The 20871-nt window shown below is 71.5% G+C and carries 24 protein-coding genes; 18 read left to right on the top strand and 6 right to left on the bottom strand.

The window, feature by feature from the left end:
• Positions 1 to 2: 2 nt before the first annotated feature.
• Genes AAME72_RS06975 through flgN form a run of 4 tightly spaced genes read right to left on the bottom strand, consistent with a single transcriptional unit; the run spans position 3 to position 3194 of the window.
• Positions 3 to 392 carry a flagellar assembly protein FliW gene (locus AAME72_RS06975; RefSeq protein ID WP_348789518.1) on the bottom strand — a complete coding sequence of 130 codons (390 nt, stop codon included), beginning with the start codon at positions 390 to 392 and terminating at the stop codon, positions 3 to 5.
• A complete protein-coding gene (flgL, locus tag AAME72_RS06970; protein ID WP_348789517.1) occupies positions 389 to 1261 on the bottom strand; it encodes a flagellar hook-associated protein FlgL in 873 nt (290 codons plus the stop codon). The genes AAME72_RS06975 and flgL overlap by 4 nt, the downstream gene beginning before the upstream one ends.
• 14 nt (positions 1262 to 1275) lie before the next feature.
• A complete protein-coding gene (gene flgK / locus AAME72_RS06965) occupies positions 1276 to 2700 on the bottom strand; it encodes a flagellar hook-associated protein FlgK (RefSeq protein WP_348789516.1) in 1425 nt (474 codons plus the stop codon).
• The gene (gene flgN / locus AAME72_RS06960) at positions 2700 to 3194 is read right to left on the bottom strand and encodes a flagellar export chaperone FlgN (RefSeq protein WP_348789515.1); all 495 of its coding nucleotides are present in this window, start codon (positions 3192 to 3194) and stop codon (positions 2700 to 2702) included. The genes flgK and flgN overlap by 1 nt, the downstream gene beginning before the upstream one ends.
• Before the next feature lie 381 nt (positions 3195 to 3575).
• Here flgN and AAME72_RS06955 point away from each other — a divergent pair, with 381 nt between their 5' ends.
• From AAME72_RS06955 to AAME72_RS06870, 18 genes are all read left to right on the top strand, one after another.
• Positions 3576 to 4394: a sigma-70 family RNA polymerase sigma factor gene (locus tag AAME72_RS06955; protein ID WP_348789514.1), complete on the top strand. Its 819-nt coding sequence runs from the start codon at positions 3576 to 3578 to the stop codon at positions 4392 to 4394.
• 159 nt (positions 4395 to 4553) lie between these two features.
• Complete coding sequence (locus tag AAME72_RS06950) at positions 4554 to 5387, top strand: flagellin (protein WP_348789513.1); 834 nt, start codon at positions 4554 to 4556, stop codon at positions 5385 to 5387.
• A gap of 192 nt (positions 5388 to 5579) precedes the next feature.
• A complete protein-coding gene (gene fliD, locus AAME72_RS06945) occupies positions 5580 to 6965 on the top strand; it encodes a flagellar filament capping protein FliD (protein WP_348789512.1) in 1386 nt (461 codons plus the stop codon).
• Positions 6966 to 6970: 5 nt separating this feature from the next.
• Positions 6971 to 7462, top strand: coding sequence for a flagellar export chaperone FliS (locus tag AAME72_RS06940; RefSeq protein ID WP_348789511.1), 492 nt, complete (start codon positions 6971 to 6973; stop codon positions 7460 to 7462).
• A complete protein-coding gene (locus AAME72_RS06935) occupies positions 7443 to 7787 on the top strand; it encodes a hypothetical protein (protein WP_348789510.1) in 345 nt (114 codons plus the stop codon). Before AAME72_RS06940 ends, AAME72_RS06935 begins: the two co-directional genes overlap by 20 nt.
• Before the next feature lie 543 nt (positions 7788 to 8330).
• Positions 8331 to 8672: a flagellar basal body protein gene (locus tag AAME72_RS06930; RefSeq protein ID WP_348789509.1), complete on the top strand. Its 342-nt coding sequence runs from the start codon at positions 8331 to 8333 to the stop codon at positions 8670 to 8672.
• A 41-nt stretch (positions 8673 to 8713) separates the two neighbouring features.
• Positions 8714 to 9106: a flagellar basal body rod C-terminal domain-containing protein gene (locus tag AAME72_RS06925; protein WP_348789508.1), complete on the top strand. Its 393-nt coding sequence runs from the start codon at positions 8714 to 8716 to the stop codon at positions 9104 to 9106.
• Entirely contained in the window at positions 9106 to 9414 is a 309-nt protein-coding gene (gene fliE / locus AAME72_RS06920) for a flagellar hook-basal body complex protein FliE (protein ID WP_348789507.1), read from the top strand. The genes AAME72_RS06925 and fliE overlap by 1 nt, the downstream gene beginning before the upstream one ends.
• Complete coding sequence (gene fliF / locus AAME72_RS06915; RefSeq protein WP_348789506.1) at positions 9414 to 11012, top strand: flagellar basal-body MS-ring/collar protein FliF; 1599 nt, start codon at positions 9414 to 9416, stop codon at positions 11010 to 11012. The genes fliE and fliF overlap by 1 nt, the downstream gene beginning before the upstream one ends.
• Complete coding sequence (gene fliG, locus AAME72_RS06910) at positions 11009 to 12025, top strand: flagellar motor switch protein FliG (protein ID WP_348789505.1); 1017 nt, start codon at positions 11009 to 11011, stop codon at positions 12023 to 12025. Before fliF ends, fliG begins: the two co-directional genes overlap by 4 nt.
• The gene (locus AAME72_RS06905; RefSeq protein WP_348789504.1) at positions 12015 to 12617 is read left to right on the top strand and encodes a FliH/SctL family protein; all 603 of its coding nucleotides are present in this window, start codon (positions 12015 to 12017) and stop codon (positions 12615 to 12617) included. The genes fliG and AAME72_RS06905 overlap by 11 nt, the downstream gene beginning before the upstream one ends.
• A complete protein-coding gene (locus tag AAME72_RS06900) occupies positions 12614 to 13927 on the top strand; it encodes a FliI/YscN family ATPase (RefSeq protein ID WP_348789503.1) in 1314 nt (437 codons plus the stop codon). Before AAME72_RS06905 ends, AAME72_RS06900 begins: the two co-directional genes overlap by 4 nt.
• Complete coding sequence (locus AAME72_RS06895) at positions 13927 to 14373, top strand: hypothetical protein (RefSeq protein ID WP_348789502.1); 447 nt, start codon at positions 13927 to 13929, stop codon at positions 14371 to 14373. The genes AAME72_RS06900 and AAME72_RS06895 overlap by 1 nt, the downstream gene beginning before the upstream one ends.
• A complete protein-coding gene (locus tag AAME72_RS06890) occupies positions 14370 to 15143 on the top strand; it encodes a C40 family peptidase (RefSeq protein WP_348789501.1) in 774 nt (257 codons plus the stop codon). Before AAME72_RS06895 ends, AAME72_RS06890 begins: the two co-directional genes overlap by 4 nt.
• Entirely contained in the window at positions 15140 to 16597 is a 1458-nt protein-coding gene (locus AAME72_RS06885; RefSeq protein WP_348789500.1) for a flagellar hook-length control protein FliK, read from the top strand. The genes AAME72_RS06890 and AAME72_RS06885 overlap by 4 nt, the downstream gene beginning before the upstream one ends.
• Before the next feature lie 18 nt (positions 16598 to 16615).
• Positions 16616 to 17071 (top strand): flagellar hook capping FlgD N-terminal domain-containing protein, encoded by a 456-nt coding sequence (locus AAME72_RS06880; RefSeq protein WP_348789499.1) that lies wholly within the window; start codon positions 16616 to 16618, stop codon positions 17069 to 17071.
• A gap of 27 nt (positions 17072 to 17098) precedes the next feature.
• On the top strand, positions 17099 to 18274 hold the full coding sequence (locus AAME72_RS06875; RefSeq protein WP_348789498.1) for a flagellar hook protein FlgE: 1176 nt from the start codon (positions 17099 to 17101) through the stop codon (positions 18272 to 18274).
• A gap of 125 nt (positions 18275 to 18399) precedes the next feature.
• Positions 18400 to 19149 (top strand): ABC transporter permease, encoded by a 750-nt coding sequence (locus AAME72_RS06870; RefSeq protein ID WP_348789497.1) that lies wholly within the window; start codon positions 18400 to 18402, stop codon positions 19147 to 19149.
• An 85-nt stretch (positions 19150 to 19234) separates the two neighbouring features.
• Here the strand turns inward: AAME72_RS06870 and AAME72_RS06865 are convergent, their stop codons facing one another.
• Both AAME72_RS06865 and AAME72_RS06860 read right to left on the bottom strand, forming a co-directional pair.
• Positions 19235 to 20056 (bottom strand): flagellar motor protein MotB, encoded by an 822-nt coding sequence (locus tag AAME72_RS06865; RefSeq protein ID WP_348789496.1) that lies wholly within the window; start codon positions 20054 to 20056, stop codon positions 19235 to 19237.
• A 1-nt stretch (position 20057) separates the two neighbouring features.
• Positions 20058 to 20864, bottom strand: a complete 807-nt coding sequence (locus AAME72_RS06860) for a MotA/TolQ/ExbB proton channel family protein (protein ID WP_348789495.1) — start codon at positions 20862 to 20864, stop codon at positions 20058 to 20060.
• Positions 20865 to 20871 lie beyond the last annotated feature (7 nt).

Genomic DNA, 20871 nt, shown 5'->3' with positions numbered 1-20871 from the left:
GGCTAGGCGCCCGCGCCGGCGAGGGCGGCGAGCTCGGCGCGGACCGGGAGCGCGTCGTCGTCGAGCACGAGCTGGAGCGCGGCTCCGGTCGCCCGGTTCACGATGACCGGGGCGAGGAGGTTGACGGTGCTGCCCTCGCGCGACGGTGTCACGACGACGAGGAGCTGCGCCTGCTCCGGGGCGCTGATGCCGAGCTCGGCGGCGTGATCGTCCGGAAGCTCCGGCGAGTACCCGGGGAGGTGCAGCTCGGCGTCCAGCGTGAACAGCCGGATCTCCGGCCGCTCCTCGGCGGTGAGCGTGTAGAGGCCATCGGCGCCTGCGACGGGTGCGAGCTCGAACGCGTCCAGCGGCTCCAGGCCGGGAGGCGGGGCGATGAAACGGACCGCGGTCATCGGAGGAAGTCCATCAGCGTCGGCTGCAGCACGCGGGCCGTGACGGCGATCGCGGTCTGGTAGTTCACATCCTGGGTCTTCAGGTCGAGCAGAACCTTGCTGAGGTCCACATCCTCGAGTCCGGCGCGCTGCGACTCCAGGGCGTTCGCGCCGACGGCGAGGGTGTCCTTCGCCTTGTCGATGCGGGTCTGGCGTCCGCCGATCTCCGCGTGCTCTCCCACGACCGCCTTCATCCTGTCGTCGATCTCCGCCAGGCGCGGCCCGACGTTGACCCCGTTGCGCAGGTCGCTCACCGTGTTGTCGATCAGGGCGAACACCGAGGATGCGCCGGTTCCGAAGACCGCGGCGCCGTCGGCATCCACCCGGATGGTGGTGTCGGGGCCGATCCTGCGCTCCACTGTACTTCCCGCGACGCCGGTGAACGTGTAGTCGGGCTGGAAGGCGACGCCGGCGTCCGAGTTGCCGGCGAAGACCGTGCGGCCGAGGTAGGTCGAGTTCGCGAGCGCCATCAGGCTCTTCTTGAGGCCGTCGAGCTCGGTCGCGACGGACTCCTTCGCCTCGGGCGACAGCGCTCCGTCGTTCGCGCCCTGGACGGTGAGGTCGCGCATCCTGCGCAGGATGCTCTCCACACCGGTGAGGGCCGAGTCCGCGGTGTTCAGCCAGGCGTCGCCGTTGTCGACGTTGCGCTGGTACTGGGCGGTGGCGGCCTGGTCGGAGCGGATGACCATCGCGCTCGCCGCGGCGGTCGGGTCGTCCGACGGCTTGGTGATCTGCCTGCGGCTGGTCGCCTGATCGTAGAGCTGGGCCTGGCGCTGCAGGCTCAGCTGCAGGTTGCGCTGGGCGTTCAGCGTCTGCGTGGCGTTCGTCACCCGGGTGAACACGATTACCTCCCGACCAATCCGGTGTGGTTGATGAGCACGTCGAGCGCCTCGTCCACGGCCGTCATCACTCGCGCGGCGCCCTGGTAGGCGTGCTGGAACGCGAGCATGTTCATGTTCTCCTCGTCGAGGTCGACGGAGGAGTTCGCCAGCTGAGCGTTGCCGGCGGAGCTGGCGGCGAGGTCGGCGAGATCCGACTGCTGCTGCTCGGTCTTGCTGGCGACGCCAACGCGCACGACGAAGGCGGCCCACTGCTTGTCGACGGCGTCGGTGCCGGTGCCGAGCTTCGCGATGGCGTCGGCGACGCTTCCGTTGCTGCCGCCCGTGCCCGGGGTGCCGGTGGCGACCCCTGAGACGCCGGTCGGCACGACGGAGAGGCCGAGCGCGGCGGGCTTGGACGCGTCGATGGCGAAGAAGTCGAGGCCGGTCGCGCCGGTCGGCGTCGAACCGGTGCTGTGCACCGCGTTCACGCGCTGCGCGAGCGCGACGGCGAAGGCGTTGTAGCTCGCGGCGGCCTCGGCGAGCACGCCGCCGGTGCCGGAGGCGTCAGCGGGTGCGAGCGTGGAGACGGCGCCGGCGATCTGGCCGCCCTCCAGCGCGATGGCGGAGCCGGGACGGTGCGCCCACTCCAGGCGGACCGGATCCCCTGCCGCGTCGGACATCCGCTGGGCGCCGGCGAGCTGCACGGCGTTCGCGGTGGTTCCCGAGACGAGCGCGTTGCCGCCGACCAGGACATCCACGGTGCCGTCCTCGTTCGGGCGGACAACTCCGCCGGCCAGGTTCGCGATCTTCGCGGTCAGCTGGTCGCGGCGGTCGAGCAGCTCGTTCGGCGACGCCCCGGAGGCGACGGCGGCGCGGATGCGACCGTTCAGATCGGCGACCTCGGTCGCGGCGGTGTTCAGGTCGTTCACCATCCCGGACGCGTTCTGGCGGAGGGCGCTCCACTGGTCGTCGACGGCGCGGTAGCCGGCGGAGATCTGCGTGACCAGGCTGCCCGCCTGGCCGAGCAGCACGCCGACGGGCGCCTGCTCCCCGGCCTGGTTGGCGACGTCGCCCCACGCGGACCAGAACTTCTGCAGCTGGGTGGAGAGGCCGTTCGCTCCGGGCTCGTTCAGCGACCCCTCCAGCGTCGCGAGCGCCTGAGCCCGCGTGGAGGAGTAGCCGGCGAGCGCCGTCGTGCTGCGGACGCGTGCGTCCAGTGCGGCGTCGTCGAGGCGCTGGACGCCGTCGACGCTCACGCCCTGACCGGGGCGGACGCCGCCGGAGAACAGCCCGGCGTTGTTCAGCGCGGGGACGCCGGAGGTGGTGACGCGCTGCCGCGTGTAGCCGGCGGTGTTGGCGTTGACGAGGTTCTGGCCGACGACGTCGAGCCCCGCCTTCGCCGCCACGAGTCCGGTGTACGCGGTGTTCAGTCCGCTGAAGGTGCTCATCAGGCCTCCGTGTCGAAGAGCCGCGCGCCGGTGTCGCCGGGACGGTTCTCGCCCGCCGCGCCGTAGACGCCCGCGTCCGGGCCGCTCCCGGTGAGCCCGCTCAGGGTCTCCTGGGTGGACCGGGCCGCCTCGCGCAGCAGTCGCTCATTGGTGTCCCTCACCTCCGCGATCTGGCCGGTGAGTTCGGTCATCGCGGTCAGGTGGGACGTGAAGATGTCGGACCAGATTCCCTCGGGAGCGGCCGCGGCCAGCTCGCGGAGGGTGGCGTCGGGGCCGATGCCCCATTCCTCCGCGACGACCGCGACCTCGACGGTGCGCGCGAGCCCGACCGCTCGCATGCGCTCCATCACCTGCTCCACCTCGCGGGTGGCGTGAGAGATCCAGCGCGACTTGCCGGAGATGAGCAGCAGCTGCTCCTCCTCGAGCTTGAAGAGCAGGAGCTCGAGAAGCTCACGCTCCTTCCAGAGCTGCGCAGAGAGTTCGCTCGCGGCCATGTCGCTCCTGACGTCCTCGTGAGTCGATGTGCGCACCTGGGTCCCTCGATCCGTAAGGGGACGGGATGTCCGCCTCATGGGGGACCATCGGCAGCGTCGCGGCCCACGTTAGGCGGGTCAACCTGTGGAATCGCTCAGCGCCCTACCGGGCGCCCGCCGTTTCTCCCATTCCCCGTACTGGGGGTAGGGGCTGCCCCGTAGTGGGGGCAAAGCGTTCGAGACCTCGGTGTGCGCGCGTTGTTACCGTGAACACGAAAGACCCCTAGCACCCCGCTCGGCACCCGACCAAGCCCGAGCACCAAGCACCGCCCGAGTACCCGCGCACCTCCTCCCGACCGAGGTGGATGCACGGTGCCCGGAACTACCAGAGGGGTCGCCCGCGTGAACCGGAACGAACGCAACACGCTCGTCGTCGAGAACCTGCCGCTCGTCGGCTACCTGGTCTCCGACTTGTGCGCGCGCGCCACGCACCTGTCGCGCGACGACCTGGCCTCGGCGGGATCGCTCGCGCTCGTGCAGGCGGCCGAGGCGTACGACGCATCCACCGGGGTGCCCTTCGGCGCCTACGCGCGCACCCGCATCCTCGGCGCCCTCGCCGACGAGCTGCGGGCGAGCGACTGGGCGACCCGGTCGGCCCGCAAGCGCATCAAGGAGACGCTGGCGGTGCAGGAGAGCCTCACGTCGGCCCTCGGCCGCACGCCCTCCGTGGACGAGATCGCGAGCGCGCTCGGCGTCGACCGCGACACCGCGGCCGCCGGGCTCGCCGACGCAGCCCGCTCCGTGACCACCCTCGACGAGACGGTCGAGCCGTTCCTCGTCTCCGAGGCTCCCGGCCCGGAGGATGCGCTGCTGGTCGGCGAGCGCACCTCGTACGTGCGCGCCGCCGTCGCGGCCCTCCCCGACCGGATGCGCTCGATCGTCGAGGCGATCTACTTCGACGACCGCACCGTGACCGAGATCGCCGAGGAGCTGGGGATCACGCACTCCGCCGTGTCGCAGCAGCGGTCCGAGGCGATCCGCCTGATGCGGGAGGGACTCGCGACGCACTACGCAGACGAGGGCGACCCCGAGGTGATCGAGGCCCGCACCTCGCAGGCGCGGCGCAGCGCCTATCTCGCCCGGCTCGCCCAGCACGCCGTCGCGAACCTGCACCCGCACGTCCCCTCCCCCGCGTCCTCCTCCGCCGCCCGCGCGTCCTGAGCCGCGAGCACAGGAGAAGTGCTGTCCTCCGGCGGTGTCGACGACCCTTTTTCCTGTGTTCGGCGGCTGAGGCTAACGGGGGGCGGCAGGCGGCCGATAGAGGGTTCTGCGGGACACGGACGGACCGCGTAAGAACAGCCCAGTCATGGAGGAAACATCATGGGTATGCAGATCAACACCAACATCTCGGCGCTCAACGCCTACCGCAACCTGAACAACACTCAGAGCGACCTCTCGAAGTCGCTCGAGAAGCTGTCCAGCGGCCTCCGCATCAACCGTGCGGCGGACGACGCGGCGGGTCTCGCGATCTCCGAGGGCCTGAAGTCGCAGGTCGGGGGCCTCACGGTCGCCGCCCGCAACGCTCAGGACGGCATCAGCGTCGTGCAGACCGCTGAAGGCCAGCTCACCGAGGTCCACTCGATCCTGCAGCGCATGCGCGACCTGGCCGTCCAGGCCGGTAACGACTCGAACAACACCGACTCGCGCGCCGCCATCAAGACCGAGGTCGACCAGCTGACCAAGGAGCTCACGCGCATCTCCGGTGACGCGAACTTCAACGGCATCAAGCTGCTCGACGGCTCCAACGCGAAGCTGACCTTCCAGGTCGGCGCCGGCGACTCGGCGGCGAACGACCAGATCGACGTCGACCTGACCGGTGCGAACGTCGCGACCATCGCCACCACCGTGGGTGCGCTCACGTACGACACGGCCGCCAACGCCCTCACCACGATCACCGCGCTCGACACGGCGATCAAGGGCGTCTCGACGGCTCGCGCCAACCTCGGTGCGGTCCAGAACCGCTTCGAGAGCACCATCCGCAGCCTCAACGTCTCCAAGGAGAACCTGTCCGCTGCGAACTCGCGCATCACCGACACCGACATGGCGGAGGAGATGGTGAAGTACACCCGCTCCAACATCCTGTCGCAGGCGGGCACCGCGATGCTGGCCCAGGCCAACCAGTCCGGCCAGGGCGTCCTGCAGCTCCTCCGCTAAGCAACAGCCCGGGCGGGGTAGCTGGAGCGTCCTGCAGCTCCTCCGCTAAGCAGCCCACAGGCTCCTAGCGCAGAAGCGACAGGCCCGGCGGCCGGGACGTCACCCCCAAAGGACGTCCCGGTCGCCGACCACATGCACCACAGAGCACCACCGCACCACCTCACCGCAGGTCCGTAGAAGGGAGAGCACCGCATGGGTTTGGCCATCGACGGTCTGATCAGCGGCCTGAAGACGACGGACCTGATCGATCAGCTGATGCAGGCGGAAGCCGTTCCGCAGACGCTGCTCAAGAACAAGGTCACCGACTCCACGACCTTCATCACGGCGATGCAGACCCTCAACTCGAAGGTCGCCGCGCTCGCCGACTCCGCGGGCAAGCTCGCGAAGCCCGCAGGAACCGACCTGCACACGACGACCAGCAGCTCCACCGCCGTCACCGCGATCGCGGGCCCCGGCGCCGTGGACGGCAGCATCGACTTCACGGTCGACCGCCTGGCGCAGGCCCAGGTGACGGTCACCGGTCCGATGACCCAGTGGCCCGACCAGCCCCCGACGCTCACGTTCGTCGCGTCCGATGGGACCATTAAGCAGGTGACCGCCGCCAGCTCGTCCCTCGCGGACGTCGCCGCGGCGATCAACAAGGCGGGCGTCGGCGTCAGCGCCACCCGCGTCTCCGCCGGCCTCGACCCCGCGACCGGCGAGAAGCTCTACCGCCTGCAGCTCAGCTCGGCGAAGACCGGCGCGGATGGAGCATTCACGGCGTACCGCGGCACCCCGGCCGATGTCACCGCCGGCACGGCGACGAACCTGCTGACCGAACCGGGCGCGGCCCAGGTGCGACAGGCGCAGGACGCGCAGCTCACGCTGTGGACCGGCACCGGCGCCGCGCAGACCGTCACCAGCTCCACCAACACCTTCAGCGATGTGCTGCCCGGTGTGACGGTGACCGCCACCGCCGAATCCACGACTCCGGTCACCCTGACGGTCGCGCGCGACGACAAGGCGCTCTCGGACGCGGCGAACACGCTCGTCACGAGCCTCAACGACATCTTCGGCTTCATCGCCCAGAAGCAGGCCGTGTCGACGACCACCAACTCCACGGGAGGCACGGTCGTCACGGCGGGCACCTTCACGGGCGAGTCGACGGTGCGCGACGCGGACCAGAAGCTGATGGACGCGGTGATCGCCCCGATCGACGGCGTCTCCCCCTCCGCCTACGGCATCAGCATCACGAGCGACGGCCAGGTCACCTTCGATAAGGACAAATTCGCGACGGCGCTCGCCACGGATCCCGACAAGGTGAAGGCCGCGCTGTCGACCATCGCCCAGCGCGTCTCCGACGCCGCGACGGTCGTCAGCGACAAGTACGACGGTACGATCACCACTAAGATCCAGGGCGAGCAGAAGACGGTCAAGAGTCTCAACGACCAGATCACCGACTGGGACACGCGCCTCGCCGACCGGCGCTCGACCCTGGAGAAGACGTATGCCAACCTCGAAGTCCAGCTCCAGCAGCTGCAGTCGCAGTCGTCGTGGCTGACCGGTCAGCTCGCCTCCCTCCCCTCCTCGGGCAGCTGATGACGATGCTCGGGAACGCAGCGGCCAAGCTGTCGGCCTACAACAGGGACAGCGTGCTCTCGGCGAGCCCTGCCCGCCTGCTCACGATGCTCTACGACCGGCTGGTGCTCGACCTCACCCGGGCCGAGGAGGCGCTGCGCGCCGAGGCGTGGCCGACCGCGTGGGAGAACCTGCGGCACGCCGACCAGATCGTCGCCGAGCTCGCCTCGAGCCTCCGGGTCGACCTCTGGGACGGCGCCGAGGGACTGCTCCAGCTCTACGCATACGTCGCCGACCTGATCGTCGCGGGGACCATCGAGCGGGATGCGGACAAGGTGCACGAGGCCATCGGGCTGGTCGAGCCGCTGCGCCAGACCTGGCACGAGGCGGCCGCCGCGCTGCCGGCGGCCGGTGCGGGTGCGGCGCGTGCCGGTGCGGGCGTGTACGGAGCCGCCGGAGCCGCCGGAACGATCGGAGCCATCGGGCCGGAGGGCGGACATGACCTCGGCGTCGCCTGAGCTCGACGAGAGCGCGGTGGGAGTGGACCAGCAGGCCGTCTCCCCCGCCGTCGAGGCGTGGGCGGATGCCCTCACGCGCATGGAGCAGGAGCTCCACGGGGCGCTCGCGAAGGTCGACCCCGTCCCCTGGCGGCCGCCCATCGGGCTCGGCCCGATCCCGGCCGAGCTGCAGGAGCGGGCCGCCCGTCTGCTCGAGGCGCAGCTGCACACGATCCGGTACCTGGAGGACGTCCGTCAGACGACCGCGAAGCACCTCGCCGCGGTCAAATCGGTCCCCCGCGCCGAGGCCGGTCCGCATCCGGTCTACTTCGACCTGATCGGCTGACGCGCGTCTCTCTCCCATGCCTCGCGGAGCATCCCGGGCGTGTCGATGTCGTTCAACGCGCGTTCAACCTACGGGGGTCGACAGGGTTGTCCGCCGAGGCCCGTCCTCCCCAGGTTGTCCACCTGTGGATAACTCTGGGGAGAACCCGTGGATGAGCGTCGCAAACGTGTGGAGGACACGCGCGGAATGTGTGGAATCTCAGAATTCCCAGAAAACGTAAATACGCCCTGATCGGCTCTTTCGCTGCGATTTTGCGACATTCGAATCTCCGTTCGAAAGCACAGGGGTGTAATTCACACGCTGTGCAAGGCTGTGGATGAAGGTGTGGGAGAACCCCGGCTTAGGCGGTTTCATCCACAGGCAGGCTGCTGCCCGCAGGGCCGGTCCGGCATGCACTGTTCACCTGCCGGGAACCTGCCCCGAACTGGGCACACACGCACCGCCTAACGCATCCCCGGACACGGTCGATAGAGCGATTCGAGCACGGATCGCTCACCGACTGGCCACGGATGGGCCGCCCTCTCGACATCGATGGAGTGCAGTGTGCTCGAATCCGTGACCAGCGCCGCCCTGCTCAGCGCGCTCGACGGCCTCGCCGCGCGCCAGCGCGCGATCGCGAACAACATCGCGAACGTCAACACGCCCGGGTACACCGCGGAGCGCGTGTCGTTCGAGGACGCGCTCGCCGCCTCCGTCGAACGGGGGGACGGCACCGTCGCCGCGACCACCGCGCGCTCCCTGGAGCCGACCCGGCTCGACGGCAACAACGTCAACCTCGACACCGAGACGCTCTCCAACGTGGACACCGTGCTGCGTTTCCAGTTCGCCTCGCAGGCCGCGGGCAACCAGTTCTCGGCCGTCCGTGCGGCCCTGAAGACGACCTGACGCGCCGGCGCGAGCAACGTAAGACCGAGAGGACGCATGCGATGACCTTCGACGCGATCGGGATCGCGGGCACGGGGCTCACCCTGCACCGCAAGTGGCTGGACGCGATCAGCGACAACCTGGCCAACATCAACACCGCCAAGCCCACCGACGGCGCCGCCTTCCAGGCGCGCTACATCGTGGCCCAGGAGGGCCAGGGCGTCTCCGGCGCGTACGTCGCCGGCGCCGCATACGGCAGCGCGGAGGGCCGGATGGTCTACGAGCCGGACAACCCGGTCGCGGACGCCAAAGGCTACGTGCGCTACCCCGACATCGACCTCTCCGAGCAGATGGGCGCGCTCATCATGGCCCAGCGCGGCTACCAGGCGAATGCCGCGGTGGTCGACCGCGCGAAGGAGAGCTACCAGGCCGCTCTGCAGATCGGAAAGAACTGATGCCCATCCCCGCGATCGGATCGATCGGCGCCGTCGACGCCACCACCAGCGCCACGGGCGCGGTGTCCGCGACCCCCGGCACCGGGGGAGCGGCGTTCGGCGATGCGCTCACCAGCGCCGTCGACAACCTGCAGCAGCTGCAGGGCACGAGCGACACGCTCGCGATCAAGGCCGTCACCGGCAACCTCGACGACATCCACGACGCGACCATCGCCGCCACCCGCGCGCAGGTCACCATGGAGCTCGTCGCCGGCGTCCGCAACAAGGCCGTCGACGCGTTCAACGAGATCATGCGGATGCAGGCCTGATGCCTCAGCAGGTGACGAGCTTCCTCCGGCGAATCGGCGACACGATCCGCGGGTTCAGCGTGGGCCAGCGGGTGATCGCGATCATCGGCATCGCCGTCGTCGCGCTCGGTGCGACCGGCCTGGCGATGTGGGCATCCCAGCCGTCGTACACGCCGCTGTTCTCCGGTGTGCAGGCCTCCGACGCCTCCGCGATCGTCGACCAGCTGCGCACCGACGGGGTGCCGTACCAGCTGACCGACGGCGGCTCCACCATCCTCGTGCCGCAGCAGAAGGTCTACGACGAGCGGCTGAAGGCGGCCTCCGCCGGCCTGCCGACCTCGACCTCCGGCGGCTACTCCCTGCTCGACAAGATGGGCGTGACGTCGTCCGAGTTCCAGCAGTCGGTCACCTACAAGCGTGCGATGGAGGGTGAGCTCGCCAACACCATCGGCGCGATGAAGGGCGTGAAGACCGCGTCCGTGCGCCTGGCCATCCCCGAGGACACGGTCTTCGTCTCCGAGAAGAAGGACCCGACCGCGTCGGTGTTCGTGGAGACGCAGAACGGCGTGACCCTGACCTCGGACCAGGTGCAGGCGATCGTCCACCTGACGAGCGCTGCGGTCACCGGCATGAAGCCGACCGACGTCGCCGTCGTCGACGCCGACGGCACCGTCCTCAGCACGGTCGGCGCCGGCGCGACCGGGGGAGCGGACAAGCAGGCGACGACATACGAGACCCGGGTGAAGTCGGCCGTGCAGGAGATGCTCGACAAGGTCGTCGGCCCCGGCAACGCGACCGTGGCGGTGGCGGCCGATGTCAGCACCGAGTCGGCCCAGCGCACGGAGGAGTCGTACACGACCCCGACCAACGCGCCGTCCCTCAGCGAGACCACCCAGAAGGAGACCTACACCGGGACGGGCGGCGGCGCGGCTGGCGTGCTCGGGCCGGACAACATCGCGGTCCCGAACGGCACCAACGGCAACGGCAGCTTCAGCTCCGAGTCGGCCACCAAGGACAACGCGGTGGACAAGGTCACCGAGCAGCGCACCATCCCGGCCGGCGCGGTCACGCGGCAGACGGTCTCGGTCGCCCTCAACTCCGACGCGGTCGGCAACGTGAGCGCCAACGAGATCCGCAACCTCGTCAACGCCGCGGCCGGCATCGACACCGCGCGCGGCGACGCCGTGAGCGTGGAGATGGTGCCGTTCAGCAAGGCGAGCGCGACCGAGGCGGCCAAGGCCATCCAGCAGGCGAAGGACGCCGCGGCCGCGGACCAGCTGACGGGGATCATCCGCAGCTCGATCATCGGCGCCGCCATCGTCGCAGCGGCGATCATCGCCTTCGCCCTGTTCCGCCGCAGCCGCAAGCGCGCCGCAGAGCAGGCCGAGCTGGAGGCCGAGGAGGCGGACACCCTGGCGCTCGACCAGCTTCCGTTCCCGATCGCGCTGGACCCGGCCCCGCCGACGGTCCCGATGCAGCTCGACCCGCTGCCGGACCCGGACGGACCCGAGCTCGAGGCCGAGCGCCGCCGCGCGGAGATCGAGGCCCTCGCCGAGCGCGACCCGCAGAAGACGGCTGAGTACCTGCGCAGCCTGATGGAGGACCGGGCGGGCGTATGACAGACACCAAGAGCCAGCTGACCGGCGCGCAGAAGGTCGCCGTCGTGCTGATGAACATGGACCAGCAGCGCGCGGCCCAGGTGATGAAGCAGTTCTCCGACGAGGAGGCCGACGAGATCACCGCCGAGATCCTGCGGCTGCGCCGCGTGGATCCGGGCGTCGCGGAGAAGGCGCTGAACGAGTTCCACGACATCACGACGCGCGGAGCAGTGACGCGCGGCGGCCGGGACATCGCGGTCGGCCTGCTGGAGGCCTCGTTCGGCGCCGAGCGTGCGACCGGGGTGCTGAACCGCGTGGCGTCGAGCCTGGCGGGCAAGCAGTTCGAGTTCCTCGACGCGGTCGAGCCGGGGCAGGTCCAGATGCTGCTGGCGGGGGAGCTGCCGCAGACCAGCGCGCTGGTGCTCGCGCACCTGCGCGCGGACCACGCGTCGCGCATCCTGGCCGGCCTCGACGACCAGGCGCGGACCGAGGTCGCGCACGCGATCGCGACGATGGGCTCGCCGAGCCCGGACGCCGTGCGCGTGGTGGCGGACACGCTCAAGCAGCGCGCGAGCGCCGTGGTGGCGGCGCGCACATCGTCCGACTCGGTCGGCGGCATCCAGCCGCTCGTCGACATCATCAATCGCGCCGACGCCGGCACCGAGAAGGCGTTGCTGGAGGCGCTCGAGCAGCGAGACCCCGCGCTCGCCGAGGAGGTCCGCTCGCGGATGCTGACCTTCGAGGACATCGTCCGGCTCGAGGCGCGGGACGTGCAGCAGGTGCTGCGCGGCGTCGATGCGGCCGTGCTCGCGGTCGCCATGAAGGGCGCGCCGGACGCCGTCGCCGAGGTCATCACCACCAACCTGTCCGAGCGCAACCGCGAGGTGCTGGAGGACGAGATCCGCATCCTGGGCCCGGTGCGCCTGTCGCAGGTCGAGGACGCTCGCGCGGCGATCGTCCGCGCGATCCGCGACCTGGAGGCCGCCGGTGCGATCACCGTGCAGCGCGGGGACGAGGACGCGTATGTCGAATGACGTCGCCTTCGCGCCGCTCACCGTGCCTGTGCTCGCCGAGACCGAGGACCAGCAGGCGACGATGACGGCCGCCCGCGCCCGCGGCTATTCGGCGGGGTACGCGGACGGACTGCGCGCCGCGGCCGCCGAGCAGGCGGCGTGGCTGGCTGAGGCGGAGGGTGCGCGCGCGGCCGAGGCGGCGGAGGCGGCCGAGGCGACCCGTGCGCTGGCGACGGCTCTTCGAGCCGCGGCGGTGGAGCTGCGCGAGGCGACCGTGCCGGTGCTGGAGGAGGCGGAGGCGACGCTCGTGGAGGCCGCGTTCTCGCTCGCGTCCGCAGTCGTCGGCGATGCCCTGTCCGATCGCGTCGCCGCCGCGAGGGCGGCCGTGGCGCGCGTGCTCGAGGATCCGGCCGGGGGAGCGGTCGCCGTGGTCAGGATGAACCCGGCTGATGTCGCGCTCCTCGGCGGTGCCGACGCCGTCGGCCCGGGCGCGCCGCGCATCGTCGCGGACGCGGCGCTCGCTCCCGGGGATGCGATCGGCGAACTTCCCGACGGCTGGCTCGACGGGCGCATCCACGCGGCGCTCGAGCGCGCGAAGGGTGCCATCGGATGAGCGCGGTGCTCGCGGGGTGGCAGGCGGCCGTGGCGGCCGCCCGTCCGGAGCGCGTCGGCCGGGTGACCGGTGTCGTCGGGCTCGGCGCGGAGATCGAGGGCGTCGCCGCCGCGATCGGCGACCTCGTGGTGATCGGAGACGAGCCGGGTGTCCACGCGGAGGTCGTCGCGACCACGGCGTCCGGGGCGAAGGTCATGCCGTTCGGGCGGCTCACCGGCGTCGCGGCGGGTGCTCCCGTGCGCGCGGTGCGTACGCCGCTGCTCGTGCCGACCGGCACCGGGATGCTCGGCCGCGTCATCGACGCGCTCGGCCGCCCGGTCGACGGCCGCGGGCCGATCGAGCCGGACGGGTTCGTCCCGCTCGACAACCGTGCGCCGGACGCGATGCGCCGGGCGCGCATCCTGAGCCCGCTCGGTCTCGGCGTGCGCGTGCTCGACACCATGGTGAGCGCGGGGCGGGGCCAGCGTCTCGGGCTGTTCGCGGGCTCGGGAGTCGGCAAGTCGTCGCTGCTGTCGATGATCGCCCGCGGCACCGAGGCGGATGTGTCGGTGATCGCCCTGGTGGGCGAGCGCGGGCGCGAGGTACGCGAGTTCCTGGAGGACGACCTCGGTCCCGCCGGCCTCGCCCGCTCGGTGGTCGTCGTCGCCACTTCGGACGAGCCGGCCGTGATGCGGCTGCGCGCCGCGTTCGCCGCGACGCGGATCGCCGAGGCGTTCCGCGACCAGGGCCGCGACGTCGTGCTGATGATGGACTCCCTGACCCGCGTCGCGATGGCGCAGCGCGAGATCGGGCTCTCGGCGGGGGAGCCGCCGGCGACGCGCGGCTACCCGCCGTCGACGTTCTCCCTGCTCGCCCAGCTGCTGGAGCGCGCGGGGACCGGCGTGACCGGTTCGATCACCGGCCTCTACACGGTGCTCGTCGACGGCGACGACCACAACGAGCCGATCGCCGACGCCGCCCGCAGCATCCTCGACGGGCACGTCGTGCTCGACCGCCGGCTGTCGGTGGTGGGGCACTTCCCGTCCGTGGACGTGCTCGGCTCGGTCTCGCGGCTGGCGTCCCGCGTGACGACGCCGGAGCAGCGGGCGGCGGCGACGGCGCTCCGCAGCATCCTGGCCGCCAAGGTCGGCGCGCAGGACCTGCTCGACGTCGGCGCGTACAAGCCGGGAACGAACGCGCGGGTGGACGCCGCAGTGGCGAACGAGGACGCGATCAACGCGTTCCTGCGCCAGGGCATCGGCGAGCCGGCCCCGCTGACGGAATCGTGGGGGCGCCTCGGCGCCCTCGTCGCAGGGATGGGAGTGGTCTGATGGCACGAGCGTTCCCCCTGGCCGGGCTGCTGCGGCTCCGCCAGATCGAGAAGGAGCACGCGGCGAGCGACCTCGCCGCCGCGAACGCACTGCGCCGCACGGCGCAGGACCGGCAGGCGAGCGCGATCGCGGCGCTGCACGCGGTACCCGTGGAGGCGACGGACTCGTCGACGCTGTTCGCGCTCGCCGCGGCGCGTGCATCCACACGGAGCATGCTGACCGACCTCTCGGTGCTCGCCGAGCAGGCCGAGGAGCAGGCCGTGGTCGCGCAGGCCGCGTTCACCGAGGCGAAGAAGCGCGCCGTCGGCCTGGAGAAGCTGGAGACCCGGCACAGGGCCGAGGTCGTGGCGGGGGAGCTCGGCGCCGAGCAGGCGGCCATCGACGAGATCGCGACGGGCGCGTGGCTGCGCGAGAAGGCAGCGGGCGACGGAAGGGGAGAGGCGTGAGCGTGACGGATGCCATCGGCCGGATCGCACAGATCCAGGCGACGCTGGTGCAGCTGGACGGCGTGGGGAAGACCACGGCGACATCGTCGGCGTCGGTGTCGGCGTCGGTGTCGGCGTCGAGCGGCACCGCGGGCACGAGCGCGACGGACTTCGCGGATGCGCTCGCGGGAGCCCTCGGCACCACAGGGGCGAGCGACGCGACGGCCGGCGGAGGCGCCGTCACCGGCGCCGACGTGGTGGCCGACGCGAAGAAGTACCTGGGGGTGCCGTACGTGTTCGGCGGCACCAGCGCGTCGGGGCTCGACTGCTCGGGCCTCGTACAGCGGGTCTTCAAGGACCTCGGCATCGACGTGCCGCGACTCGTGTCCGGTCAGTCGACGGTCGGCACCGAGGTGCCGTCGCTGGCGCAGGCGCAGCCGGGCGACCTGATCGTGACCAACGGCGGCGAGCACATCGTGATCTACGCCGGGAACGGCAAGGTCATCCACGCGCCGAGCGAGGGGCGCAATGTCAGCCTCGTGGACAACTGGATGGACGACTCGGACATCGTGACCATCCGGCGGGTGGTGCCGCAGGCGTCGGCGGCGTCGGCGTCGGCCGCATCGTCATCCGTGTCCGCGCTCTCCGGGCTGTCGTCGCTCGGCGGGCTGAGTGGGCTGTCGTCGCTCTCGGGACTGACGTCGTCGGGATCGGCCGGATCGGCCGGCTCGTCGCAGGCGGCGATGCTCCAGGCGCTCTTCGCGTCCCTCGTGAAGGGCGGCTCGCTGTGAGCCCGGTGGCGGCGGCTTCGCCGGCCCCCGCATCCACGCCCTCGGCCGCGGGGACCGGTGCCAAGGCCGCGAAGCCGGGCGGCGGGGATGCGTTCGCGGCGTTCCTGCGCGGCGCGGCGCCCGCGCACGACCCGGGGCCCCGCCCGGATGCCCGGCCCGGGCGCGCGGACCATGACCAGCCGCGGGACGCGAAGCCGGTGCACGCCCGCACGGCGCGGCACGCGACGCCGGCCCAGGGGACGACGACGCCCGCGGCGAAGGACGATGCCGGAACGCCGGACGTCACCGCGACCGGGACAGAGGCGGCCCCGACGGCGGCGGCCTCTCCGGCGACGCCGGATCCGGCCGCGGCTCTCGAGGCGGCGGTGGCCGCTCCCGTCCCGGCCGCGCCCGCCGCACCGATCGCGTCCTCGGCTCCGACCGGCGCAGAGGCGGCTCCCGTCGCTCCCGCGCCCGTCGCCACGGCCCCGGCCACGGCCACGGCCGCGGCCGGCGCGCTGCCGGCCGCCGCCGGACCAGCGCCGGAGCCGACGGCCCAGGACATCCCCTCGGCCGTCCCCGCCTCGCTCTCAGCCGAGCCCGCGCGCGCCGGCTCGGACGCCTCCGCCGACGCTCCCGCCCCGCAGCGCGCCCCCGCCCCGGCACGAGTGGCGCCCGCATCCACCGGGGATGCGCAGGCACCGGCCGCCCCGCGGACGACCGCGACGGCGGATACGGCGGCAGCGCTCCCCGCTGGGGTCGCTGCACCGGCCGACACCGCACCGTCGGCCGCTCCCGCCGGCGGCGCCGCCGCTGCGGCCGCGTCCGCTCAGCCCGTCCCCGCATCGCCATCGAGCGGCGCCGGGGAGCAGGGCTCGGGAACCCCGGACCGCCACCAGCAGCAGCCGGTCGTCGTCACGGCGGCGGCGCCCGAGGCGTTGCAGCCGGGCCCCGCGGTCGCCGCCGCTCCCGCTCCGAGCGTCGCTCCGGCCGCGGCGTCCGCACCGGCGGCCCCCGCGACCACGACGGGCATGCCGACGCCGACCCTCGGCTCCCAGCTGGCCCGGCCGGTGTTCACGCTGGCTGCGGCCGGTCGCGGCGAGCACGTGATGACCGTGCACGTGACCCCGGACAACCTCGGCCCCGTCACCGTGCGGGCGCACGTCGGGGCAGAGGGCGTCCGCGTCGAACTCTTCGCGCCCACCGAGGCGGGCCGGGATGCGCTGCGCGCGATCCTCCCCGACCTGCGGCGCGACATGGGCGGCGCCGGCCTGTCCGGCACGCTCGACCTGTCCGCTCAGAGTCAGCCCTCCCCGCAGCGGGACGCACCGGGCGGCTGGCGGCCGACCGTGCCCGGCGGCGGCGAACACCGCGACGCGTCCGACGCCTCCGACGCGGAGCAGCGCCGCACACCGACCATCGACCGCGCGCCGTCCGGCGACGGTCGCGCCCACTCCATCGACCTCATCGTCTAGACACCGAAAGGAGCCACCGTGGCCGTCGACCCCGTCACCGGAACCGACACCGCCCCCACCGGCGGCATCTACACCACAGCGCCGACGCGCACGCCGAAGCAGTCGCTCGACGGCGAGGCGTTCATGCAGCTGCTCGTCACGCAGCTGCGCAACCAGGACCCGAGCTCGCCGATGGACACCAACCAGATGATCGCGCAGACGACGCAGCTGGCCATGATGGAGAAGCTCACCAACATGGACACCACCAACCAGGAGGCGTTCGCGCTGCAGATGCGCACCTCCGCTGCCGCTCTCATCGGCCACACCGTGAGCTACCTCGACAAGAACGGCGACACCCAGACCGGGATCGCCTCCTCCGTCTCCTACGCCGGTGCCGTTCCCGTCGTCACCGTCGGCGACAAGCAGATCAACCTGGACGCCATCCTCGGCGTCGTCACCCCCACCACGTCGACGCCGGCTCCGGCGTCCGCCTGACACGGCGACACACAGAAAGGCAGCGCAATGCTCCGTTCGCTCTACTCCGGTATCTCCGGACTCCGCTCGCACCAGACCATGCTCGATGTCACCGGCAACAACATCGCCAACGTCAACACCACGGCGTTCAAGTCGTCGGCCGTGCAGTTCCAGGACACGCTCTCCCAGCTGGTCCAGGGCGCCGGCGGACCGCAGGCGCAGACCGGCGGTACCAACCCGGCCCAGATCGGCCTCGGTGTGCTCGTCGCGGGCATCTCCACCAACTTCACCCAGGGCGCGGCGCAGGCGACCGGCCGGCCCACGGACATGATGATCAACGGCGACGGCTTCTTCGTCACCAAGGTCGGCGGCGAGACCGTCTACACCCGTGCCGGCTCGTTCGATCCGGACGCGCTCGGCCGCCTGGTCGGCCCCGGCGGCGCGATCCTGCAGGGCTGGAACGCCGTCAACGGCGTCGTGCAGCAGGGCGGCGCGCTCACCGACGTCACGATCCCGCTGAAGGCCGTCGCGCCCGCGTCGGCGACCAGCACCGCGTCCGTCACCGGCAACCTGCCGTCGGACGCCAAGACCGGCGACGAGCTGGTGCGCGACGTCTCCGTCTACGACGTCAACGGCGCCGAGCGCAAGCTCACCCTGACCTTCACGAAGACCGCCGCCGGCTGGGATGTCGCGGGCAAGGACGCGAACGGCGCGACCGGCAACGCGACGCTCACCTTCACGAACGGCGTGCTCGACCCGGCCGGCGGCTCCCTCGCCATCGGCGGCATCACCGTGGACCTGTCGACCAGCACCGGCTACGCGGGGATGACGACGGTCGCGTTCAAGGATCAGAACGGCCGCGCGGCGGGCACGCTCGAATCCTTCACCCTCTCCAAGGACGGCACGATCATCGGCCTCTTCTCCAACGGCGACAAGCAGGCCGTCGGCCGCATCGCGCTGGCGACCTTCGTCAACCCGGGCGGCCTGGAGAAGGCCGGTGGCTCGACCTACCGCGCCACGGTCAACTCGGGCGCGGCGCAGGTGGGCGGCCCGGGGGAGGACGGCCTCGGCAACCTCCAGGGCGGCTCCCTCGAGATGTCGAACGTCGACCTGTCCCAGGAGTTCACGAACCTGATCGTCGCTCAGCGCGGCTTCCAGGCGAACGCCCGCATCATCACCACCTCTGACGAGGTGCTGCAGGAGCTGACGAACCTCAAGCGCTGATCCTCGGGCGTCGGAAACGGAGGACATTCGGTCGATTCGCGCCGATTCGTCCTCCGGTTCCGGCATCCGGCGGCGTGTTGCCCGTCCCCGTCCTCCCTTTCCGGCCGCATCACTAGGCTCGTCCCGTGCCGATCGTCCGCGAGCTTGCCCCGACCCTGCTCGGGGTCGCCCTGCTGGCGCTGCTCGCCACCGCCGTGCTGTCCGCCTACCGGGTGCCGCACCGCTGGGCTCCGCTCCTGGCCATCCTGCGCGGCGCCGCCCAGCTGGCCGTCATCAGCGTGATCCTCGCCGGCGTCATCACGAGCCCGCTCTGGGTGGCGCTGGCGCTGCTGGTGATGTTCGGCGTGGCCGCGGCGACCGCCACGCATCGCATCGGCTGGTCGCTGCCGCACGGCGTGATGATGGCGACCGCCATGGCGGCGGGCGTGATCGTCACCTTCGGCATCGTCTTCGCCACCGGCGCGATCGAGTTCAGCGCACGGTACGCGCTGGCGATCGGCGGCATCGTCATCGGCAACGCGATGAGCATCGCGACCCTCTCCGGCCGTCGCTTCACCGAGGCCGTCGACGACCACTGGGAGGAGGTGGAGGGCTGGCTCGCGCTCGGTGCCACCCCGCGCCAGTCCACGCTCGAGCAGGCCAGGTCCGCCGTCTACTCCGCGCTCATCCCGAGCGTCGACCAGACGAAGACGACCGGCCTCGTCACCCTGCCCGGTGCGTTCGTCGGGGCGATCTTCGGTGGGGTGTCGCCGCTGGAGGCCGGCCGGTTCCAGGTGGTCGTGCTCGCGGCGATCATGTGCGCCGGGTCGATCACCGCAGTGATCGTCGCCGCGTGGCTCGCGCCGGTGCGGGTGCGCCCGGCGCGGTTGCGGTAGCCGTCGCGCCGATCCGGGCACGGTTATTTGTGCCACATGTTCGCAAACCGGCGCCGGCTACCGCGATTTGTGCCAAATGGTCGCGTCAGCCGGTCGTCGACGCGGTCGCCGTGGTGGACTGCAGCGCCTTGGGGATGAGCTCCCGGATGCGCTCCGGCTGGTTCGACAGCACCACGACGTCCACGCGGCGGTTCTGGGCGAGGTCCTGGTCGGAGGCGCCGGTCGCGGAGGCGAGCGGACGCGCGGAGCCGTAGCTGACGGCGGCGATGCGCGCGGACGGGAAGCCGTTGCTCTCCACCAGGTGACGCAGGACGCTGGTGGCGCGGCCGGCCGAGAGCTCCCAGTTGGTGGGGTAGGGGGCGCCGGGCTGGCGGAAGTCCGCGTGGCCCTCGATGGACACCTGGTACGGCTCGGGGGAGAGCACCGGGCCGATGTCGTCCAGCACCTGCACCGCCTGCGCGCTCAGCTCCGCCCGGTTGGAGGCGAAGAACGTCGAGCTGCCGACCAGTCCGATCGTCAGGCCGCGCTCGTCGATCTTCATCTGCACCGCGTCCTGCAGACCGTCGTGGGTGAGGCTCGCCTGGATCTTGTCCTTCAGTTTCTCGAGGTTCTGCGCCTCCCGCTGGGCGAGCGCGAAGTCCGTCGTGGTGCCGTTGTCCTTCACGTGCGTCGGCGGGACGACGACACCGGTCGCTGTGTCGATCTTCTCCGTCTTGGTCTGGCCGAAGCCGGTCGCCAGGGAGTTCTTGAGCGCCTCGAACTTCTTCGCATCCACCGTCGACATGGCGAAGAGGACGATGAACATGCACATGAGCACGGTGACCATGTCCATGTAGGAGGCCATCCAGCGCTCCTCGTTCTCGTGCTCCTCTTCCTCCTGGTGCTTGCGCCGGCGGCGGGCGGACATGTCAGGCCGCTTCCTTCTCGGGGGCGGGGACGGCCTTCGGGCCCTTGGCCGGCTTGGCCGAGTCGCCGTCCGGGACCATCGCGCGCAGGCGCTCGCCGAGGAGACGCGGCTGACTTCCCGCCTGCACCGCGAGCACGCCCTCCATGAGCAGCGTCATCCGCTCCACGTCCAGCTCGGAGAGCCGGCGCAGGCGGGCGCCGATCGGCAGCCAGAGGAAGTTGGCCGACAGCAGGCCCCAGAGGGTGGCGACGAACGCGCTCGCGATCATCGGACCGAGCTCCGCGGGCTGGGAAAGGTTTTCGAGCACGTGCGTCAGCGAGACGACCGTGCCGATGATGCCGATGGTCGGTGCGTACCCGCCCATGCCGGAGAAGAACTTGGCGGCGACGCGGTCCTTCTTCGACCGGGTCGCGATCTCGTCTTCGAGCAGGACGCGCAGCTCGTCCCCGTCGGTGCCGTCGGCGATGTTCTGCAGCGCGCGCTTGAGGAACGGGTCGTCGATCCCGTCGGCCTCCTGCTCCATCGCGAGCAGCCCGTTGGCGCGCGCCTTCTCCGCCAGCCCGACCACCTGGTCGATGACCTTCTGCGGCGGCTCGATCTTGCCGCGGAACGCGCGCGGCAGCGCCTTCACCGCGATGATGAAGTCCTTGAGCGTGCCGCTCGCGATCCCGACCGCGATCGTCGCCCCGAAAACGAGCACCATCGGGGCGGGCAGCACGAGCGAGCTGAGGTGCGCGCCCTCCATCGTGACCATCGCCACGACGGCGCCGAAGGCCACGACGATCCCGATGATCGTTGCCGGATCCATGATGAAA

The organism is Leifsonia sp. NPDC080035 (assembly GCF_040050925.1).
Taxonomy (GTDB): Bacteria; Actinomycetota; Actinomycetes; order Actinomycetales; family Microbacteriaceae; genus Leifsonia.
This window is presented reverse-complemented; position numbering and strand designations above follow the sequence as displayed.

What these genes read in the sequence shown, in the direction of transcription:
- AAME72_RS06975 (WP_348789518.1), bottom strand. Translation starts at nt 392, where the DNA reads ATGACCGCGGTCCGTTTCATCGCCCCGCCTCCCGGCCTGGAGCCGCTG.
- flgK (WP_348789516.1), bottom strand. Translation starts at nt 2,700, where the DNA reads ATGAGCACCTTCAGCGGACTGAACACCGCGTACACCGGACTCGTGGCG.
- flgN (WP_348789515.1), bottom strand. Translation starts at nt 3,194, where the DNA reads ATGGCCGCGAGCGAACTCTCTGCGCAGCTCTGGAAGGAGCGTGAGCTT.
- AAME72_RS06950 (WP_348789513.1), top strand. Translation starts at nt 4,554, where the DNA reads ATGGGTATGCAGATCAACACCAACATCTCGGCGCTCAACGCCTACCGC.
- fliD (WP_348789512.1), top strand. Translation starts at nt 5,580, where the DNA reads ATGGGTTTGGCCATCGACGGTCTGATCAGCGGCCTGAAGACGACGGAC.
- AAME72_RS06940 (WP_348789511.1), top strand. Translation starts at nt 6,971, where the DNA reads ATGCTCGGGAACGCAGCGGCCAAGCTGTCGGCCTACAACAGGGACAGC.
- AAME72_RS06935 (WP_348789510.1), top strand. Translation starts at nt 7,443, where the DNA reads ATGACCTCGGCGTCGCCTGAGCTCGACGAGAGCGCGGTGGGAGTGGAC.
- AAME72_RS06925 (WP_348789508.1), top strand. Translation starts at nt 8,714, where the DNA reads ATGACCTTCGACGCGATCGGGATCGCGGGCACGGGGCTCACCCTGCAC.
- fliE (WP_348789507.1), top strand. Translation starts at nt 9,106, where the DNA reads ATGCCCATCCCCGCGATCGGATCGATCGGCGCCGTCGACGCCACCACC.
- fliF (WP_348789506.1), top strand. Translation starts at nt 9,414, where the DNA reads ATGCCTCAGCAGGTGACGAGCTTCCTCCGGCGAATCGGCGACACGATC.
- fliG (WP_348789505.1), top strand. Translation starts at nt 11,009, where the DNA reads ATGACAGACACCAAGAGCCAGCTGACCGGCGCGCAGAAGGTCGCCGTC.
- AAME72_RS06905 (WP_348789504.1), top strand. Translation starts at nt 12,015, where the DNA reads ATGTCGAATGACGTCGCCTTCGCGCCGCTCACCGTGCCTGTGCTCGCC.
- AAME72_RS06900 (WP_348789503.1), top strand. Translation starts at nt 12,614, where the DNA reads ATGAGCGCGGTGCTCGCGGGGTGGCAGGCGGCCGTGGCGGCCGCCCGT.
- AAME72_RS06895 (WP_348789502.1), top strand. Translation starts at nt 13,927, where the DNA reads ATGGCACGAGCGTTCCCCCTGGCCGGGCTGCTGCGGCTCCGCCAGATC.
- AAME72_RS06875 (WP_348789498.1), top strand. Translation starts at nt 17,099, where the DNA reads ATGCTCCGTTCGCTCTACTCCGGTATCTCCGGACTCCGCTCGCACCAG.
- AAME72_RS06865 (WP_348789496.1), bottom strand. Translation starts at nt 20,056, where the DNA reads ATGTCCGCCCGCCGCCGGCGCAAGCACCAGGAGGAAGAGGAGCACGAG.
- AAME72_RS06860 (WP_348789495.1), bottom strand. Translation starts at nt 20,864, where the DNA reads ATGGATCCGGCAACGATCATCGGGATCGTCGTGGCCTTCGGCGCCGTC.